Source organism: Synechococcus sp. A15-28, assembly GCF_014280175.1.
Taxonomy (GTDB): Bacteria; Cyanobacteriota; Cyanobacteriia; order PCC-6307; family Cyanobiaceae; genus Parasynechococcus.
On the sequence record NZ_CP047931.1, the window covers coordinates 1,356,060 to 1,373,962 of the forward strand.

Sequence of the window (17,903 nt, forward strand, 5' to 3'; positions counted from 1 at the left end):
GGGGATGATCCGATGACCCAGGCGAAGCTCACCATCGGTGAATTGGAAGCGGGCTACCCGCTCTATTGCAAAGCCCTCAGACGATTGCTCCAACAAGGCAAGACGACCAAAGACATCGAACGCACGGTCTGTTGGGGACATCTGGAAACGCTCAACCGATGCCTGCCAACGCGCTACAAAGCACCGTCCTACCTGCTGGCTCTCATTCGTCGGGATCTGGAAAAAATCAAAGAAGGAAAAGTTCCTATTTGAATCTCTCTGCGTTCAAACAGGAACGTCCAATCAAATTCACAGAAATCCCCCAAAGAGAGAAGAGAGAATATCAATTCATGCTCAGACACGATGCGAATGATATTCAGAAAAGAGAAGAAAAGACATCAGCTAAAGACAGCAATCTTTTCAATATTGCTCATCAGCATGACGTCAGCAAGCCTGGAGTGGCTGGATTCCACCAGCCTGTTGAGGGCTCAAGACAACTTCGCCAGCAACCCAGCCGAGCCAGCTCGACGGCCCTAATGGTGCGTCAATCCTGAAACGCCGCATCACCATCAACGGTCAACTCTGACAACAGATCTGCATCGGGGCTGTGATCAGGCTGATGAAGAGACTCGAGCGACTGAGAACAAAGCTGTCCGTCCGCAACCTCGCGCTCTGCAGGGCTGTGGCTCTGTAGCCACAACATCATCCAGTAATGATACTCATCACGACGAGACATAAGAACAACAAAAAAACTTCTGCGGCGATGAAAATGCAGACATCGACGTCCATGTTCTAGCTACAACACTCCAGCGGAATCGTGTGTAATTATACGGATTTGCGACCTATCCCATTCAAAAGACAAGAATGCAAGCATTTACAGACATTTGAACCGGCTGTTTGAGCCGAGTGTCTGAGCAACAACTGAATCCAATCCCGTAGACCGGGGAAGATCAATTGATTTATGATGAAACAAGAACAGGCCAGCAGCAGCATGGAGTTCTCAATCGTGATTCTTAGCAAACATGCTTCGACCTATCCGGACATTGCTTGGTCAGACTGGAAAGATGAAAACAGAAAAAAGATGAACAGCGAGGGCGACAATTGGTCAGCAGCAACGTTGAAGGGAGCCAACATCTGGGATTGCCTCGACAGCAACAAAATTGACCGGATGCATCTCGTTCAGTGGAAGAAGTCTGGTGACGATCTGCACAGCGTCAGCCTGCCAGACCATCCCCATCCATCGGAGCAGCCCACCCATTGACCTGAAGGCGATGAACGGAATGGATACCAAGGAGAACTAGCCGTCCATCAGCCAGTCGTCATCCACGTCATCATCCAAGTCATCGCTCTCGATCATTCGGGGCACAACGCGATCAGCCTGAGGAGGCAGTGGTAGCGGGGGCGGTGCGGCAGGACCTGTGAATGTGTTCACTGGAATCTTCTGACTTCCCCATCCCGATTGATAGGGGATAACCAGCAGGCGAATCGGCTCACCAGCGAAAGTCCGCAAAGGACACATGAACATCAAGATGCTCAACGTCAAACCTGCGCGAATATTTAATGCAAAAAAACAAGACGTCATATTATCGAAACACCAACTATGATCGGATATTAATTTAGCCATGGCCTTCGGTCATTGCATGCATGACCGATGAACACGATGCGCTGGTCAGGCATCTGCGCAGCAATCCCAATGACCAAAGCATCTCTGAACGCATCGCCAAGCTGGAGACATCAATCCCGGCTGACCTCAATCAGGATGCGCCGCTGCTGAAGGGGGTATGGGATCTGCGTTGGAGCAGTTCAAGTCAGCCTTGGCTGCGTCAGGCACCATGGCTTGAAAATCTCCAGGCGCTGGACCCAGAGCGAAACAAAGGTTGTAATTTGCTGCGTCTTCGTGGTCCCCTTGGAGGGATTGGTGCTGTCAGTGTTCAAGCCGAGCTCAACCTGATCAGCTCAAAACGGATCGAAGTGAAATTCTGCAGAGGAGGTTGGCTCGGCCCGTCACGACCAGGGCAACGGCAAGTGAAATTAATGCGTAATGTTCAGCAGAACTTTCCGGCTTGGCTCGACATTACTGTGTTGAGCCAAGAATTACGGATTTGTAGAGGCAATGCAGGAACCATTTTTGCATTGCTTCGTCGAAATGATCTGCTGACCGAAGAACTCCTCGATTAAGCAGATCAATTTCTACCGACAATCACGGGAGGCGTCGTTCCGCCTGAGAAGGAGGGAACCACCTGGGTTTTACCATCCCATTTATCGAGAAACAGCTTATACAGAACACTGTCATTAAGCGACCGATTCAATGTTTCGAACTTGATCGCCTCTTGTTCGGCAATCTGAACTTCTGTCTTGGCCCGAAGGAGTTGCTGTTGAGCAATCTGTTTCTGTTCAATTGCCGCTCTGTACTCCTCGGCAATCTGCAAGCCAGTGATATCAAGGCCTCTCACAGCCACATAATCAAATTTACTAAGCTCCTGCGATACACTGTCCTGAACCAGAGAAGAAATACTGTTCCAATCCGTAGCGATTGTGTCCAGCTCGTATTTCGAGAAAACAGATTTGAGTGATTTCAACAATGACGGCTGAATGACCCTGGCATAAATGGCGGAATCATCCGTAGCAATCGTGCTGTAAATGCGTGGAGCCTCAGATTGCTTAACGGCATACTTCACAGTTGCGGTTGCCTCAATCACCTGAAGGTCTTTCGTGAGCGTCGAGAATTTCTCCGGGACAACCTGGGTTCTGACGCTGAAGGAGTGCGTGCTTTGAATGAAGGGAATTTTGAAGTTCAGGCCAGGCTGACGGGGCTGCTCCGAGACCTTGCCAAGCGTTGTGACGACACCAACCTCCCCTGCGGGCACAACAAACAAGCTGGACAGAACGGCGATACCCCCAACAAAGATCGACGAAACAACAACGACTGTTTTCCAAACCTGTTCGGGATTTTGATACGAGCGCATCGACACAGTCTTAGACAGATTTCTACGGTAGAAGAAGCGCAGCCAGAAACGAAGATTTACATAATCAAATAATAATATGACAAATCGAAGCAAGAATTCAGAAGATTACCGCAAGGATCCTGATTTGCATCAATGTCGTGATTTAACGGTGCTGCTATCGATGTAAATTCCATGCATTTTCTTATCCATGCAGTCATAGAAGATCTGTGAAAACTCAAGATCAACGCTCGCGCACAAGGCATGTGCTCGATCAGCCACTTGCTCGAACTTCTTCATTGACAGGAACACTTGCTTATCGCTGGAGGAGAGCGCAGGTGCTGCTGCCAGCAAAAGGCCCGAGAAGGAATATGCAAGCAATTTCATGGAAAACTCTCTTATTTTTGATCAGCCTGCACCAAAGAGGCACCACCGATTAGATTTCGTCACGGATTGTTTCGGGCCAATTATGAACAGAAAATAATTACTTATTCGAGAAATGATAACCTTTGGCACGTGCTTGGTTCGTGATGCATAAAGTCTTCGCCCAATCGGGTGAAAAGAATGAATGCTTCAAAAAAGTCTCCAGCCTGCGTTCTACGTTGGAGCGTGCAAAAGGTTAGTCAGAATCACTATGCCGTCTCTGCCACGTTGGATGGACGTGAGTATGACTTTGTAGGCAACTTCAAGTCGATCACAGATGCGAACAGAGCTGGTCGTCGGTATGCATCAGACCTTCTGCACAATTCAGTTTCTGGAGGACGTCTATCGCTCCGGTCTCGATTGTCGCAAAAGCCAGTTCATAAGTAACAGACTTTCCCTATGCCACCGGCCCTACCTCACCGGTGGTGAACATTGCCTCCAACCCGCACTAAGCATTTTCTCCCAAACGTCGATAGCCTCGTGTTTCATCATCCGTCGACGTGATTCAGGAATCGGGTAATCAGGCGGGCGCCAGTGAAAGGTGCGCAATGTCACCCACTGTCCATCTGCTGTTGGATCTTCGGGCTTGAACTCAACGACCTTCTGCTCGTTGACATTCACAAGCCATGCATGGCCGCGTGGTCTGAAGCTGTGGCGAGAAACGCGTTGCACTGAAATTTTGTCTGCAGACAGACAAGAGCCATGGCTGTTAGCACGGCGGATAGCCGCACCTGGCGAAGAAACTCGACATAGCAACCGGTGGCATTGATCGGTTTGAACCACCAACAACCGACGGCCTAGAACCAACTGCGCCAATGAGTATTTATTATTTAATTGGATTTGAGTCTCTTTCGAGAATTTAGGTAAAGTACTTAGGCCCAAAATACAGTTTTCGTTCTATTGGTAGAGAAGTTCCTCAAGGAGGTCTCATGAAGGGTTTTCTGAAATGGTTCGGAGACGCCCTAGCTCATGCAATGGGCGCGATTGATGCAGAAGAAAAAAACCATATACCTCCTACAATTGGTATGACTCCCTACAGAGATAAGCCGACGAAAGGAACCCATGATTATTGGGACTATGCTTAGTCCTTAAGGATTAAGCTCTTTAAAAAGGGGCTGATTTCGATCAGCCTCCCACTTGCCTTCTACCTAATACCTGGTCGGCAGGCTTCTTAATCATGCAATCCAATAGCTCCTGAGCGTTTGCTTCATCCTGTTGATCAGGATCGATCGAACAACTTCTGCAGTGCATTCCGTTCGCCCTAAAGGGTGTTTGCTCGCATCGGCTTGCCGAGCGGCTTGGGCTGCCTTGGACGGTTTAGGAAAACCTTGCTGAGCCACCAAAGCTGCAGGCCCAGAAACAACACGGCCACCAGACCCAGCTCAAACGCTCCTTGCATCAGTAGTGCTTCTTCCGGTTCTCGATCGCGTCACGCTTGAAGCACTCCAACTCTTCTGGCGTATGGAGTGAGAGCTTCTGTGGCTTGCCCGTAAACCGTTGAAGGAGCTTTAGAAGGTGTTTCATGCAAACAGTTTGGCGCGGATCTAGTGCTGCTTACCAGCGGCAACCCCCAACCGGGTCCACAACTGTGCTTGATCTGGCGTCGTAACCCTTGAAGCCATTTCTGTTCAGCCATGTGGAGTAGATTTTTCCCGATGAGCAGAATTGTGAGCAGAAACGGCCTGAGATATGACAACCCAGGTAGTACGCGGGGAGCAGAAGAGCACAAAAAAAGCGGTCATATGACCGCTAAAAACCCTGTCTAAAACAGTATTTTAAAGAATGGAGCCAAGGAGACTCGAACTCCTGACCCCCTGCATGCCATGCAGGTGCTCTACCAGCTGAGCTATGGCCCCATGAACGCCGGTGATGCCCTCAGGCTCGTGCCGCCGTCGTATCCAAGCCTACACCGAAGGGGCAGTCACACCTGTCGCCACACCGCCACCAACTGGCCCTGCACCTCCACCTGTTCCGCCGGCAGCTCGATCGGGTCGTAGGCAGGGTTGGCCGCTTCCAGCACAACCGCTGCCCCTTTGCGGTGGAAATGCTTCAAGGTTGTCCCGCTGCCGGCCACCAGGGCACTGACGACGGTGCCGTTGCGCAGCCGCTGGGGATCAGGAACAGGCTCCATCAACACCACATCGCCATCAGCGATGTGGGCATCCACCATCGAATCGCCGTTCACCGTCAGCGCAAACAGTCCTTGGGTTTCCAGAACCGGCGCCAGGTCCAGGTGCTCCTGAACATCATCAAACGCCGTCACCAGACCGCCGGCCGCCACGGCACCCAGCACGGGGATGCCAGCAGCTGCAGCCATATCCCCCAGCAACTGCAGGGTCCGGGCCTGACCTTCCTGCCAGGTGATCCATCCCTTCTGCTGCAGATGGCGCAACCGGCTCTGAATCGGCGCGGGGGACCGCAACCCCATCGCCTGCATCATCTGGCGGATGGATGGGCTATGGCGATGGGTGCCGATGTAGTCCGCAAGCCAGTCGTAAAGCTCCTGCTGAGCAGAGGTCAACGGCTCCGGGGACGAGCTGGTCACGGAAGATCGCGCAGGAACAATACATTTGTACCGGCGGTAACCATTCCGCGCAAGACCCCGCAGTCGCATTCAGCAGTCGCATGTGGCAAAACCTGCCAAAACACAGCGACAAGCCGGAAAAGACCGGCGGTGAAGGCTGGCTGGTCAACCCGCAGCAGCAGAAGCTGGTGCAGTTCCAACCCGATTCAGCGACGGCCCACGCTCAATGGGTCGCCATACGGACGTTCCGCATCAACCCCGATCGTCCACCAGCACTGATCACCGGGCGACGGATGCTGCGGCACAACGCCATTGAGGCCTGGCAGACCATGCTCAAAATAGGATGGTCACGATGTCTTCCACCAAGACAATGATCAGGGTTGTTGTTGTTCGCGTAATGCCGCCATCTTGTCAACGCTGGAGCCAATGTTCTCCACCACAAAGCTGTCCATGCCGTTATCTCTGAGCCTGTACAGATAGCCATTCAGCCAGGCGGTTTCACGATTGTTGGTTTCATGGCCGCGGTCCACAAAACCCTGCGTCTGGCGGAACACATGCAAAAGAATCTCCAGAACATCCTGCGGGGAGAGTCGTTCAGCATCAATGAATGGAAACGCTTCCCTCACATCCATAAAAGAGATCTCGAGTGGTTTCTCCAACGTCTCAGACACAGCAATCCATCTCGTGACCAGAAGTTTAGGCCTGGGATGTCTTCAAGGGGCCAACAGAGGCGCGGCGTTGGTCGCTAGAACCATCACGACGCTTCTGAATCATCAGTCGACGATGCAATCCCAGGATCTGGATCGGATCATTGAAATGGCCTGGGAGGACAGAACCACCTTCGAAGCCATCCACTACCAGTTCGGGCTATCAGAGCAGGAGGTGATTGCCCTGATGCGAACCCACATGAAGCCCTCCTCGTTCAAGATGTGGCGCAAAAGGGTGACAGGGCGCAAAACAAAACATGGCTCCACCTCCGAATCAAACCGATTCAGAGCCAAGTGCCACCGCTGAACAGCGTGCCTCTACAAGCCACCCATCAACGCTGCCAGCAGTGCTTGCTGCGCATGAAGACGGTTTTCAGCCTGATCGAAAATGCGACTGTCGGAACCTTCCATCACCCCGGGGCTGATCTCTTCACCGCGGTGGGCGGGCAGGCAATGCAGCACAACCGCCCCACTGCCTGCTTCTTTCATTAAGTCCTCGTCAACACAGAAACCAGCGAAGGCCTGCTCCCGTTCCGCTTGTTCCTGCTCCTGGCCCATGGACGCCCACACGTCGGTGTATACGGCCTGGGCACCCCGCACGGCATCACGCGGATCGTGAATGACCTCAATCGAGGCACCGTGCTGCGCCAGGGACCGGGCCTGCTCCAACACCCCGGATAAGGGCTCGAAACCCTGGGGGCAACCGATCCGCACATTCACCCCCAGCAGAGCCCCGCAGAGCATCAGGGAATGGGCCACGTTGTTCCCATCACCGATGTAGGCCAGGGTCTGGCCGGGTAGTTCGCCATGGGCTTCCCGCATCGTGAGGAAGTCGGCCAGGGCCTGGCAGGGGTGCTCGAGATCGGTGAGGGCATTGATCACCGGCACGGTGGCCCAGTGGGCGTAGTCCACCAACTCCTGCTGGGCAAAGGTGCGAACGGCCAGAACATCGCAGTAGCGACTGAGCACCCGCGCGGTGTCCTCCAGCGGCTCGCCGCGGCCCAACTGCGTCACCTGGGGATTGAGGTCCACCGTCTGGCCACCCAGACGGGCCATCGCCACCTGGAAGCTCACGCGGGTGCGCGTGGAAGCCTTGGTGAAAATCAGTCCTAGGACCCGATTGCCGAGGTCGATGCGACGGTCACCACGCTTCAGTTGAGCAGCCAGATCAAGAAGGGCTGATGTTCCCTCCGCCGAGCAATCAGCGGAGGAGAGGTAGTCACGGCCGCTGAGGGAGGAAAGAGCAGCAGCAACACCTGCAGCAGCAGTAGCCATCGTGACAATTCAAAGGACAGTTATCAGGGATGAACGCAGTCAGCGTCAAGCACTGACGGTCTCAGGCAGCACACTCGCCTCGAGCATCTGCTTGAGGTCATCCCCCTCAATCACCTCTTTTTCGAGGATTTTCTGGGAGATGGTCTCCAGCAGCGCCATGTTCTGGCGCAGGATCGCCAGGGCATCGTCATGGGCGCGATCCACGAGTCCACGCACTTCCTTGTCGATCGCCTGAGCCGTGGTATCACTGACGGAGCGGCGGGGATTGTTGCCACCGCCCAGGAAGCGTCCGCCCCCTTGTTTGTCGTAGGCCAGAGGTCCCAGGGTGTCGCTCATGCCATAGGTCCCCACCATCTGCTCGGCGAGGTCCGTGGCCCGCTGCAGGTCGTTGGCGGCACCGGTGGTGATCTTGCCGAACACGATCTCCTCGGCGGAACGTCCCCCCAGCAGGGTGGCGATCTGGCCCTGCAGTTCCTCCTTGGAGTTGAGGAACCGCTCTTCGGTGGGCAACTGCAGGGTGTAACCGAGGGCGCTCATCCCCCGGGGCACGATCGAAATCTTGGCCACCTTGCTTCCGCCTGGCATCAGGTGACCGACGATCGCGTGACCCACTTCGTGGTAGGCCACCACTTTCTTCTCGTCGTCCTGCAGCACGCGGCTCTTCTTCTCAAGGCCCGCCACCACCCGCTCGATGGCTTCCCCCAGATCCTGTTGCTCAACCTTGGTTCTGTAAGCACGGGCGGCGAGCAGGGCAGCTTCGTTCACCAGGTTGGCCAGATCGGCGCCGGCAAAGCCGCTGGTGGCCTGCGCCACGCTGTCCAGATCCACAGCATCAGCAAGTTTCACCTTCTTGGCGTAGATCTCGAGGATGGTCTTACGGCCGGACAGATCCGGGCGATCCACCAACACCTGGCGGTCAAATCGGCCCGGGCGCAGCAGCGCTGCATCCAGCACTTCGGGCTGGTTGGTGGCCGCCAACACGATCACTGGCTTGTCCTGGGCTGTGAAGCCATCCATCTCAGTGAGCAGCTGGTTCAGGGTCTGCTCCCGCTCGTCGTTGCCGCCAACCACGCCCATGGAACCGGAACGGCTCTTGCCGATGGCGTCGAGCTCGTCGATGAAAATGATGCAGGGGGCTTTCTTTTTGGCCTCTTCGAACAGATCCCGCACACGGGCTGCACCGGCGCCGACGAACAGCTCAACGAACTCCGAGCCGGAGATGATGAAGAAGGGAACACCGGCTTCGCCGGCGACGGCCTTGGAGAGCAGGGTCTTGCCGGTACCGGGAGGCCCCACCAGCAGCACACCCTTGGGAATGCGTGCACCGATTTCGGCGTAACGCTCAGGGGTTTTGAGGAAATCGACGATCTCGGTGAGTTCCTGCTTCGCCTCGTCCACACCAGCGACATCAGCGAAGGTGACGCGGGATTCCTCATCCGGCACGTAGACCTTGGCCTTGCTCTTGGTGAAGCTCAAGGCACCCTGAGCGCCGCCCCCCATCGACCGACGGGCGAAGAATTGCAGCACCAGGATGAAGATCAGGGGAGGCACCACCCAGCTGAGGATGGTGGTGAAGATGTTGGGCTTCTTCGGTGGAGCTGCAGCGAATTCCACACCCTTGGTTTCCAACCGCTGGGGCAGATCCATATCGAAGATCGGCGTGGTGGCCAGCACCGGGGGCGTGCCCTCTTCGGGATCGCTGAGCTCGTAACGGATCTGTTCCTGGGTGATGTAAGCCCGTTTCACGGCGCCATCATTCACCTGATCGAGGAACAGCGAATACGGCACCTTGGGCACCTGCTGCATGGCGTTGTTGGGCACGAAGCTGCTCAGCAGCAACAGCACCCCGAAGCCGATCAGCACCAGGTTGATGATCCCGAAACGACGGTTCGGTCGGTTGTCGTCCTGTCGAATCGGCATGGCATCTGCCCGAGATCCCAGCACGCTACGAGGGATGAACCGTTGCTTACGGGTGGGAGAACCGAACGCCTTCTAACGTCACGTCCATGTGCGGTCGCTACAGCCTCGATACGCCCCTGCAGCCGCTTCAGTCCCTGCTGCAACCGTGGCTGCGGGATGCCGACTGCGGCTGGTTGAAGCACTACGCACCACGGCGGTTGATCCGCCCAGGCGAACCGGTGCTGGCCCTCAGACGCGAACACGGCCTGAGTGTCACAAGCCACATGCTCTGGGGCCTGCTGCCGGGTTGGGTGAAGGATCCACTGACGGGGCCGAGGCCGATCAACGCCCGCGCTGAGACGCTGGAGGACAAAGCCTCCTTCCGTGGACCCTGGCGTCACCACCGCTGCCTGCTGCCGGCGGATGGATTTCTGGAGCAGGGAGAGCAGATCCGTCGCCAGGACGGGCAGCTGTTCTGGCTGGCCGGGCTCTGGGACCGCTGGATCGGCCCTGACGGCAGTGAAGTGGAGACCTGCTGCGTGATCACCACCAGGCCAAACGAATTTCTGGCGAGCTTGCACGACCGCATGCCGGTGATCGTTCCCCAGGGCCTCGAGGAGATCTGGCTGGAACCAGGGGATGGCGCCCATCGCCGGGCCCTTGAACCCATGCTGGAGCCATGGCCGAGTGAGGGTTGGAGCCGACGCGGCAGCTCACAACTCAGCTTGTTCTGAGGGCTCGGCCGCCGCACCATGCCGGCAGACACCACCTCAGGGATATGGCGCGACGACAGAAGGGTTCGCACCTGCGTCTGCTGCTGCTGTTCACCCTGCTGGTGCTGGTGGGATTCGCTTTCCCCTGGCTGATCTGGGCCACCCATCTGGGCTACAGCCTGATCGCCCTGCTGCTGACCCAGGTGATGGTGCGAGACAGCCAGGCTCCCGCTTGGAATGATCGTGCGTACCGCGGTCTGGGGTTGTTCGCGGTGCTGACCATGTGGCTGTGGCTGCTCACACCGCTGGAGCTGATCTACAGCGGTGTACCGCTCGCCCTCAGCTGGAGTCTGTTGGTGGGCTGGAGTGTGATCCGGCTGGTCAAACGCTTTGCCGATGAGCCCAAGGTGACCGAATCACTGTTGATGGGTGCCACGGCGGGCTACCTGCACATCGGTCTGACCGCCGGACTAGTGATGAGTGCCCTGGAAACCATCCAGCCCGGCAGCTTTGAGCCATTGACGGTGGCGGATGCCGCCGACAGCAGCGTGCTGGCAGCTGCCCATGCCTTCTCCGCAATCAACTACTACGCCTTCGTGTGCCTCACCACCGTCGGCTTCGGCGACATCAGCCCGATGCTGCCGCTGTCGCGAATCGTGAGTGTGGTCACGAGCATTGCCGGACCGCTTTATCTGGCGGCGGTGATGGGAGTGCTGATCGGCCGTTTCGCCAGCAGTCTCGACCGAGACGCCAGAACAGGGGAAGAAGCTCAGGAACCAACCCCGTGGCCCTGACCTCAGGCTGCTGACTGATCCGTCGTGCCTTGCAGCGCCTTCTGCTGCAGCTGCTGAACAGCACAGAGCGCTTCATGGGCAGGCCAGCCATGGCGGATCATCAACTCCTCCACCAAGTAATCGGGCGAGTTGGAGATCCTGGAATTCAACTCCGCAATGGCCCGGTCGCTGCGGGCCAGAGCAGAGAGCCGAAGCGATAGGAGTTCCTGGACGTTCGGCTGTTCCATGGCAGCACTCTGCACGTTGGTGGGCTCAGCCCTCAAGCCGCAGGGAGAGCAACCAGTCCTCGCCGATGGGCCGGGGAGGCTGCAAGGTTCCACTGAGCACCTGGTCCATGGCGGTGAAGCCCAGCTCCCCCAGGGGCGTTCGCGCAGCTAGGCCACCCATCAGTTTCGGTGCCACCACGGCGACCACCTCCTGCACACAGCCCTGCCGGATCGCCGCAGCCGCCAGCTCGGGGCCGCACTCCCAGAGCACCTGATTGCAACTCCGCTCTGCCAGGTGGTGCATCAAAGGCAACGGTTCACAGGCCGAAAGCCCGAGTCCCTCAGGGCCAGACGGCAGACGCTGGGGATCGGCATCAGGTCCATGGACCACCAGGGTCGGCGCCACCGCGGTGTTCCACAGCTGTGCGGAAGCGGGAAGATCGAGACCGCGGCTGAGCACGACCCGCAGGGGTTCCGGCGAACGGCGGCCACGGCTGGTGAGCAGCGGATCATCCGCGCGGACCGTCCCGCCCCCCACGATCACAGCGTCCATGCCACTGCGTAGTTGATGCACCCAGTCGCGGGCAGGTGAGCCACTGATCCATTGGCTGGCGCCATTGGGCAGAGCGGTGCGGCCATCCAGGCCCATGGCCCACTTCAAGATCCCGTAAGAGCGGCCGGTGCGAACGCGGTGCAGGAACGCCCGGTTCTGCTGACGAGCCTCCTCCCGCAGCACACCACTGATCACCTCAACACCCGCCTGCCGCAGCTGATTGATTCCGCCGCCGGCAACGCGGGGATCCGGATCCTCCAGAGCCACCACCACCCTGGCGATCCCAGCCCGCAGCACCGCCTCACTGCAGGGGGGTGTACGGCCGTGGTGGCAGCAGGGTTCCAGGGTGACCACAAGGGTTCCGCCATGGGCCGCATCCCCGGCTTGAGCCAGGGCACCCACCTCGGCATGGGGCTCCCCCGCACGGCAATGGAACCCCTCGCCCACCAATCGCCCCTCCTGGTTCAGGACCACAGCCCCCACCAGGGGATTGGGACTGGTGCGACCCTCAGCCAGCGCAGCCAGCGCCAGGGCCCGGCGCATCCACAGGTCCCACATCAGCTCAGGGGCAGGTCCTGCAACGACCGCCACTCACCCACCACGTAGGGAGGCACAGGCAGCTCGGTGAACACCCCCGGCAGCATCAGACGCAGGGGCCGGTTGTTGCTGAGGTCATCCAGCAGTGGGTCAAGAGAGAATTCCGCTGCCGCCTCGCGGCCGTCGCTGGCCAGGGCTGGATTGGCCATGGTGATGTCGTCCAGCGCCCAGCTTCTGCGACCGGCCTCCACCTGCAGACTCACCGGATGGTCCAGCCGGAGTTTGCCGGGATAGCCAACGATGCGGAGCACCACGGGCTCACCGGGCTTGCCCTCGCGGTACGCCACCGCCTGCCAGCTGTCGTAATCCAGATCGCGAAGGCTCTCGAGGCTGCGCACCATCCGCGTGCCGTTCTCGGATTCATGTTCATGCACCTGGGCCCAGCCCTGGGGAGCCGCGATGAACAGCACCAGAACGGCGATCAAACAGCTGAGCAGTCGGCGCATTGTGGTTTGGCTGATCAGTGAATTCTCACAACCCAGCTTGGAATCCCGCGGAATTCTCCAATAATTCGCCTAGGGATTTGAATTTTGCGTCCTCCGGACAACTCAGTGGAATCTTCAAGTCCCTCGGTTTTGGCTTCGAGGTCAGCCAGCTGAGTGCTGGTCCCCTCCAGGGCAAATTTCGATTGACCGGCAGTGCCGTGTTGCCGTTGCTGTCGATCACAACCAACCGAACGCTGGTCGTTCAGGGCGATCACAGGCCAGGGGTGCTTCCCTTCTCGATCAACGTTCGGGGGGAACATCCCCTGGTCAGGGGGGAAAAGGTGCATCAGCACAGCATCCACGGCTTTCAAAGCACCCTTCGGGATTCCTTCGTCGTCCTAACCCCGGGCTGCGAAATCCAGATGGCGATGGTTTCCAAGCAGCGGCTGGAACGGCTGGCGCTGGCCACCAACGAAGAACGGGCCCTGGATCGGATCCACGGCGTGAATTCAGCTGCTGTCAGTCCTCAATAATTTCAACGGCTCGTTGAACTCACCAAGCCGCAACATCACGACCCAATTCAGGCGGAGCTGGTCGAAGCCGAGCTGCTGGAGCTCTTGAGCGGCCGAAGCTTGAATCAGCTCAACAGCGGCGACCTGAGCCACCGCGCCGGGTTGATGAAGGACCTGATCGCCTGGGGGCAGGCCAACCCCACGGAAGTCATTTCCCTGGAAGACCTCAGCAGCACGATCTTCGCCTCGCGCTCATCGATTGTGCACAGCTGTCGCACCAGCTTCGGCATGGGCCCGATGACCGTGTTGAAGCAGATCCGGCTCGGTCAGGTTCAGGCGATGCTGATGAACCCGCAGCAGCGTGAATCGATGAAGTGCACCACGGTCCAGGCCGTGGCGAATCATTTCGGCTTCAGCAGTCGCAACCATTTCGCCCGCGACTACCGACAGTTGTTCGGTGAAGCGCCGAGCACAACGCTTCAACGCTCCACCACACCCGGTATCCGCTCCCACGCGGTGTCGGTGGCCCACAAGCCCCAGATGGCCATGGCCCGCAGGTAGTGGCAGGCCCGGAAGGTGTTCACAGCGGTGATCGCTTCCGGGGTGCGGAACTGCAATCCGCCTGAGTACACCTGCTCCACCACGGCCGAGCAGATGGCCAAAGCCGTCTTGGTCTCACCCATCAACCGGTAATAGCTGGCCAATCCGAAATTGATGCCTGTCCACACCTCCAGGGGGTGCGTGCCATCGGGATCCAGGGGAGTGCCATCGCGACGCAGACCGTTGGCCACTCCGAGGCGTCCAGACTCGAACCGCTCAAAACAGGCCTCTTTCACCGCCTTCAACGTGCTCAGAGCCCTGGCCTCACTGACCACCGGTGGCAGCCCCAGCAGACGGGCGTAAAAGTCACCGCATAGCTGATCAGCCATCACCACCGGCGTGCCGCTCTCAGCATCAATCTGGTAATACTCGCCGTTCCAGAGCAGGTCGTCGAAGTTGGTGCGGGATTGCTCCAGCCACGCACCGAAACGCCGCTGCTCCACCGCTGTGTCCAGGCCGAGGTCGAGCTGCAGCCGCTGAGCCATCGCCAGAGCCGCCTCCAGGGCAGCGATCCAGAGCGCGCCGCAATAGGCACTCACGCCCTTCAAGGGCCAGTCGTCGAAGGTCTGATCGGGGGCGCCGCCGTTGTCGGGGAGGCCGTCGTTGTTGACGTCGAATCGCTTGAGGTATTCGAGGGCCTGAACCGCAGCGGGCCAGCACTCGGCCAGGAAGCGCAGGTCCTCACCGGTGGGGGCGAGGCGGAAGGTGCGCCAAACCTGGAGCACGTAATCACTGGCCAGATCCTTCCAGAGATTGCAGTCCTGATAGGCGGTGTAGTTGGTGGCATCGAAGGGGCGTTCGTTGGGAGCTCCGAGGTCGTGTGGGGTCGCTCCCGCCACCTTGCGGTCGGCTTCCACCCGTCCACGGCCCTGGGTGAAGTACCAGCCGATCGGCCGCTGGCTGGCATCCGCAGCAGGGATGGCACGGGCAAAACTGCGCAGCACGGCCTTGTCGAGCTCCGGCCAGAGCTGCAGCAGGGCCAGTGAGCCGTAAAGGCGCACATCCAGACTTTCGTACCAGGCGTAGTCGAGGCACTCCAGAACGCCAAAGCGCCCGTGGGGATCTGCCGGAGACGCAGCCGTCCAGAGGCTGCCGCCACTGCAGAGGTCATAGAGCTCGTTGAACAACGCCATCCGCAGGGGCTCGGGCAGCTGCGTCCGTGCCAACACCGGCTGCTGCCAGGCCTCGATCTGCTCGCGCCACTGCCGCCAGTCGCGCAGGGCTTCCGCTGCGATGGCGGCCGCATTGCAACCCGAACTGCCGAAGAAGTCGGTGTAACGCCTCAGAGCGCTGCTGCCGCTGGCAAAGGCCGTGACCGGCAGATCCCAGCTGATCACCAGCGGAATCTCACGGTTGGCACCGGGAGGCAGGGTGAATTTCACAGCGATGGCGGCACTGGCCTGCTCGCCGGACCGGCTGGCGCGGTCGTTATCGCTGTCGGGGATCCGTCCATCGGCGGCGAAGGGGGTCCACAGCTCACCGCCATCACCACTGGGATCCCAACGACTGCAACGCATCACCTGCGCCCCGTCCAGGTCATCCGGCAGAGCCAGGCACCACTGCCCCTCGCCTTCCGCCAGCGGCAGCGAGGACTGACCCTCCAGCTGAACTCCGCTCAGTCCAGGCTGATCCACCTGGCGGTTGCGCTGTCCCTCGCCGCGACCGATGGCCGGGGCGTAATTGTGCTCCGGACTGCCGTCATCGCGGAAATGGACCTCCGCGGTGGCATCGGTGTTGGTGAACCAACCCACGGTGTTGCGCCAGCTCAACAGCAGCGACAGCTCCAGCGGTTGATCGGTGGGGTTGCTGAACTGCCAGCGGAACACCGCCACCGGATAGCTGGTGCGCTGGTAGTCGCCGGGAAGGATGGGGCTGAAGGCCTCACACAACACCCCGGCCCGGAAGACATCCTCGTGGTGGATCCAGCTGAGGGGGTAGCGGGCGGCGTAAGTGCCGGTGCTGCGATCCGGCCTGCTGGCGGGGTACCACTGCCAGGCGCTCAGGGGCGTGCCGCGGTTGGGGTCGGTGTCATCACGGTCCGGGGCCGTGGCCAGGGCATGGGCACGGACGCTCTCCCCCTGCCGCTCCCAGAGGGCGAACTGACAGTCGGGGATCGATCCGAACCAGTGCTCTCCTCCATCGAGGTTCCAGAGGTTGAAGGCACCACTGGGGGAGCGGCCAAGGCAGCCAGCACCGAAGCCGCCGAGGGGCATGCCGTGGTCGGGGCCATCGTCGAGGTTGCTGGAGTACCGCACCGTGTAGGGCGATTCCCAGCCCAGGCCGAAGCGGCGGCTCCAGCTGGCCTCAGGTGGTTGCCATGGCGTTCTGTTGCCGCCACGACCCAGCAGAGAACGCAGAGCGGAGAGTCCGAAGCGGGCCATGCAGCGTGGGCAGTCGCCCCAGATTGCCAGGTTTCACCGGGTCAGCCAGCGCTGAAATCAGGTGGACTGTCCTCGGCATCCAGCAACGCATCCAGGGTGACCGCCGTTCGCACCAACGCCTGGTAACGCTGCAGCGTGCGGCGGTTCTGATCCAGCCAACGCCCCGGAGCCATACCTCCCTCCAGTTGGGGATGCTCACTGTCCATCAGCGGCAGGTCCTCCTCCCGGGCAATCAGGGCCAGCAGCAGGTCATGCAGGCGTTGACGGCGCTCACTGGAGGGGCTCATGTCGGCTTGACGAGAGACTGAAGGCGACGCTCCGCCGGCTGTGGGAGGCGCACCGGATCAGCGGAATAGGAGCGAGCCTGATCGATGCGGGCCTTGATCGGCGCCTTCGCCACAGCCCAGCTGCTCAACCCGAAACGGGTGTAGATGCGCTCCACAGCCTGAAGCGGTTGATGGATGAGGTCGTCGTAGTCCAGCTCCAACAACTGTTGATCTGGAATCAGATGTCGTGAGGTCTCAAATGCTTCCAGCAACTCCCGTTGGGCCGTCACGGTCTCCTCCACCTGGGTGCCTTGATCGGGCACGGGCTGCAGCCCCACCAACGTGCCCAACCGTTGCTTCACCTGCACCAACGAGCGAATCGAATCGACCGGAGTCCGGGGCAGCACCACGAACCGGGCCCGGGGGAAATGCCGCAGCACCAGGCTCACCCGGGCGGTGTGCACGGAATTCTTGATCAGCCAGTGGGTTTTGCCGGCACCGTCATGGAGCCAGGTAAGCCGGCAGAACTGCAACCACTGCCGCTCGTAGGCCCTGGTGGTGACCAACACATGGCGGCGGAAATTGGCGAGATAGTTCCGCGGAAATGCCATTCCGGCCATGTTGGTGTCGAAGGTGAGGCGTGCCAGGCCGAGTTCATCCTCCTGGGGGTCATCCGGGCCCCAGGGAACCGCGTCGATCGGCCGGGTCCGGGTCATCCAGGTCTTCAGCACAGGGGCGATCCAGGGCTTGAGCAGCAACGCCACCTGGGGGGCGATCGTCAGCGTGTTGCGGGCTGTCGCCACGGCGGGATCGCAGGCCAGCAGCTGATGCAGATAGGTGGTGCCACTGCGCCAGTGACCGATCACCACGATCAGATCATCCGGCAGCTGCAGCCGCCGCAAGCGCCGAGCGAACAGCAACGACTGCAGCCAGGCCAGCGGCTCCACCAGCAGTCCGCTGAGACCCACCAGCACACTGACTCGCCAACGGGCGAGAGAGGGACGGCAGCACTGCAGGCCGCGCCACAACACCCCTGGACGGATGAACCCCGTCGCCACCAAACGATCAACCAACAGCTCAGCCCGTGCCATGGCTTGAGGAGCTCAG

Annotated in this window: 25 protein-coding genes and 1 tRNA gene; 10 read left to right on the forward strand and 16 right to left on the reverse strand. The window is 59.3% G+C overall.

Annotated features, from left to right (window positions below; all coding sequences use genetic code 11):
• Positions 1-12: 12 nt before the first annotated feature.
• The 3 genes from SynA1528_RS07760 (at position 13) to SynA1528_RS07770 (ending at position 1,240) form a co-directional block, all read left to right on the forward strand.
• Positions 13-252, forward strand: a complete 240-nt coding sequence (locus tag SynA1528_RS07760; RefSeq protein ID WP_186586273.1) for a DUF3136 domain-containing protein — start codon at positions 13-15, stop codon at positions 250-252.
• Positions 249-533: a hypothetical protein gene (locus SynA1528_RS07765; protein WP_186586274.1), complete on the forward strand. Its 285-nt coding sequence runs from the start codon at positions 249-251 to the stop codon at positions 531-533. The genes SynA1528_RS07760 and SynA1528_RS07765 overlap by 4 nt, the downstream gene beginning before the upstream one ends.
• Before the next feature lie 410 nt (positions 534-943).
• Positions 944-1,240: a hypothetical protein gene (locus tag SynA1528_RS07770; protein WP_353616595.1), complete on the forward strand. Its 297-nt coding sequence runs from the start codon at positions 944-946 to the stop codon at positions 1,238-1,240.
• A 36-nt stretch (positions 1,241-1,276) separates the two neighbouring features.
• Here SynA1528_RS07770 and SynA1528_RS07775 read toward each other — a convergent pair whose 3' ends face one another.
• Entirely contained in the window at positions 1,277-1,489 is a 213-nt protein-coding gene (locus tag SynA1528_RS07775) for a hypothetical protein (RefSeq protein ID WP_186586275.1), read from the reverse strand.
• 134 nt (positions 1,490-1,623) lie between these two features.
• Between SynA1528_RS07775 and SynA1528_RS07780 the strand changes: the two genes are divergently transcribed.
• Positions 1,624-2,157 (forward strand): PAP/fibrillin family protein, encoded by a 534-nt coding sequence (locus SynA1528_RS07780; protein ID WP_186586276.1) that lies wholly within the window; start codon positions 1,624-1,626, stop codon positions 2,155-2,157.
• Between the two features lie 5 nt (positions 2,158-2,162).
• On the opposite strand, the gene SynA1528_RS07785 is transcribed toward SynA1528_RS07780, so the two are convergent.
• The 6 genes from SynA1528_RS07785 to lexA form a co-directional block, all read right to left on the reverse strand.
• Positions 2,163-2,945, reverse strand: coding sequence for a prohibitin family protein (locus SynA1528_RS07785; protein WP_186588347.1), 783 nt, complete (start codon positions 2,943-2,945; stop codon positions 2,163-2,165).
• A 129-nt stretch (positions 2,946-3,074) separates the two neighbouring features.
• The gene (locus SynA1528_RS07790; RefSeq protein WP_186586277.1) at positions 3,075-3,308 is read right to left on the reverse strand and encodes a hypothetical protein; all 234 of its coding nucleotides are present in this window, start codon (positions 3,306-3,308) and stop codon (positions 3,075-3,077) included.
• 447 nt (positions 3,309-3,755) lie between these two features.
• The gene (locus SynA1528_RS07795) at positions 3,756-4,127 is read right to left on the reverse strand and encodes a DUF1651 domain-containing protein (RefSeq protein WP_353616639.1); all 372 of its coding nucleotides are present in this window, start codon (positions 4,125-4,127) and stop codon (positions 3,756-3,758) included.
• A 478-nt stretch (positions 4,128-4,605) separates the two neighbouring features.
• A complete protein-coding gene (locus tag SynA1528_RS13370; RefSeq protein ID WP_502707706.1) occupies positions 4,606-4,743 on the reverse strand; it encodes a DUF8681 family protein in 138 nt (45 codons plus the stop codon).
• A gap of 384 nt (positions 4,744-5,127) precedes the next feature.
• Positions 5,128-5,200, reverse strand: a tRNA-Ala gene (locus SynA1528_RS07800).
• A 65-nt stretch (positions 5,201-5,265) separates the two neighbouring features.
• Complete coding sequence (gene lexA / locus SynA1528_RS07805; protein ID WP_186586278.1) at positions 5,266-5,889, reverse strand: transcriptional repressor LexA; 624 nt, start codon at positions 5,887-5,889, stop codon at positions 5,266-5,268.
• Between the two features lie 80 nt (positions 5,890-5,969).
• Here lexA and SynA1528_RS07810 point away from each other — a divergent pair, with 80 nt between their 5' ends.
• Positions 5,970-6,242 carry a DUF1651 domain-containing protein gene (locus SynA1528_RS07810; RefSeq protein WP_186586279.1) on the forward strand — a complete coding sequence of 91 codons (273 nt, stop codon included), beginning with the start codon at positions 5,970-5,972 and terminating at the stop codon, positions 6,240-6,242.
• Here the strand turns inward: SynA1528_RS07810 and SynA1528_RS07815 are convergent, their stop codons facing one another.
• Entirely contained in the window at positions 6,243-6,527 is a 285-nt protein-coding gene (locus tag SynA1528_RS07815; protein WP_353616596.1) for a hypothetical protein, read from the reverse strand.
• Between the two features lie 124 nt (positions 6,528-6,651).
• Here SynA1528_RS07815 and SynA1528_RS07820 point away from each other — a divergent pair, with 124 nt between their 5' ends.
• Positions 6,652-6,882, forward strand: a complete 231-nt coding sequence (locus tag SynA1528_RS07820; RefSeq protein WP_186586280.1) for a TIGR03643 family protein — start codon at positions 6,652-6,654, stop codon at positions 6,880-6,882.
• A gap of 11 nt (positions 6,883-6,893) precedes the next feature.
• On the opposite strand, the gene argF is transcribed toward SynA1528_RS07820, so the two are convergent.
• A complete protein-coding gene (argF, locus tag SynA1528_RS07825) occupies positions 6,894-7,850 on the reverse strand; it encodes an ornithine carbamoyltransferase (protein ID WP_186586281.1) in 957 nt (318 codons plus the stop codon).
• A 45-nt stretch (positions 7,851-7,895) separates the two neighbouring features.
• On the reverse strand, positions 7,896-9,770 hold the full coding sequence (gene ftsH, locus SynA1528_RS07830) for an ATP-dependent zinc metalloprotease FtsH (protein ID WP_186586282.1): 1,875 nt from the start codon (positions 9,768-9,770) through the stop codon (positions 7,896-7,898).
• 86 nt (positions 9,771-9,856) lie between these two features.
• On the opposite strand from ftsH, the gene SynA1528_RS07835 reads away from it, so the two are divergent.
• Both SynA1528_RS07835 and SynA1528_RS07840 read left to right on the forward strand, forming a co-directional pair.
• On the forward strand, positions 9,857-10,483 hold the full coding sequence (locus SynA1528_RS07835; RefSeq protein WP_186586283.1) for an SOS response-associated peptidase: 627 nt from the start codon (positions 9,857-9,859) through the stop codon (positions 10,481-10,483).
• Between the two features lie 44 nt (positions 10,484-10,527).
• Positions 10,528-11,256: a potassium channel family protein gene (locus SynA1528_RS07840; RefSeq protein ID WP_186586284.1), complete on the forward strand. Its 729-nt coding sequence runs from the start codon at positions 10,528-10,530 to the stop codon at positions 11,254-11,256.
• 2 nt (positions 11,257-11,258) lie between these two features.
• On the opposite strand, the gene SynA1528_RS07845 is transcribed toward SynA1528_RS07840, so the two are convergent.
• Genes SynA1528_RS07845 through SynA1528_RS07855 form a run of 3 tightly spaced genes read right to left on the reverse strand, consistent with a single transcriptional unit; the run spans position 11,259 to position 13,058 of the window.
• Positions 11,259-11,519 carry a hypothetical protein gene (locus SynA1528_RS07845; protein ID WP_286187777.1) on the reverse strand — a complete coding sequence of 87 codons (261 nt, stop codon included), beginning with the start codon at positions 11,517-11,519 and terminating at the stop codon, positions 11,259-11,261.
• Complete coding sequence (gene ribD / locus SynA1528_RS07850) at positions 11,509-12,573, reverse strand: bifunctional diaminohydroxyphosphoribosylaminopyrimidine deaminase/5-amino-6-(5-phosphoribosylamino)uracil reductase RibD (protein ID WP_186586286.1); 1,065 nt, start codon at positions 12,571-12,573, stop codon at positions 11,509-11,511. The genes SynA1528_RS07845 and ribD overlap by 11 nt, the downstream gene beginning before the upstream one ends.
• A complete protein-coding gene (locus tag SynA1528_RS07855; protein WP_186586287.1) occupies positions 12,573-13,058 on the reverse strand; it encodes a DUF3122 domain-containing protein in 486 nt (161 codons plus the stop codon). The genes ribD and SynA1528_RS07855 overlap by 1 nt, the downstream gene beginning before the upstream one ends.
• Positions 13,059-13,135: 77 nt before the next feature.
• Here SynA1528_RS07855 and SynA1528_RS07860 point away from each other — a divergent pair, with 77 nt between their 5' ends.
• Both SynA1528_RS07860 and SynA1528_RS07865 read left to right on the forward strand, forming a co-directional pair.
• Positions 13,136-13,570 (forward strand): hypothetical protein, encoded by a 435-nt coding sequence (locus SynA1528_RS07860; protein ID WP_186586288.1) that lies wholly within the window; start codon positions 13,136-13,138, stop codon positions 13,568-13,570.
• Positions 13,571-13,669: 99 nt separating this feature from the next.
• Positions 13,670-14,110, forward strand: coding sequence for a helix-turn-helix transcriptional regulator (locus tag SynA1528_RS07865; protein ID WP_186586289.1), 441 nt, complete (start codon positions 13,670-13,672; stop codon positions 14,108-14,110).
• Here the strand turns inward: SynA1528_RS07865 and SynA1528_RS07870 are convergent.
• The 3 genes from SynA1528_RS07870 to SynA1528_RS07880 are packed head-to-tail and all read right to left on the reverse strand — an operon-like array spanning position 14,029 to position 17,887.
• Positions 14,029-16,530, reverse strand: a complete 2,502-nt coding sequence (locus tag SynA1528_RS07870; protein WP_186586290.1) for a GH116 family glycosyl hydrolase — start codon at positions 16,528-16,530, stop codon at positions 14,029-14,031. The genes SynA1528_RS07865 and SynA1528_RS07870 overlap by 82 nt on opposite strands.
• 41 nt (positions 16,531-16,571) lie before the next feature.
• Positions 16,572-16,817, reverse strand: coding sequence for a DUF8678 family protein (locus SynA1528_RS07875; RefSeq protein WP_186586291.1), 246 nt, complete (start codon positions 16,815-16,817; stop codon positions 16,572-16,574).
• On the reverse strand, positions 16,814-17,887 hold the full coding sequence (locus tag SynA1528_RS07880) for a sulfotransferase family protein (protein ID WP_186586292.1): 1,074 nt from the start codon (positions 17,885-17,887) through the stop codon (positions 16,814-16,816). The genes SynA1528_RS07875 and SynA1528_RS07880 overlap by 4 nt, the downstream gene beginning before the upstream one ends.
• Positions 17,888-17,903: the final 16 nt, after the last annotated feature.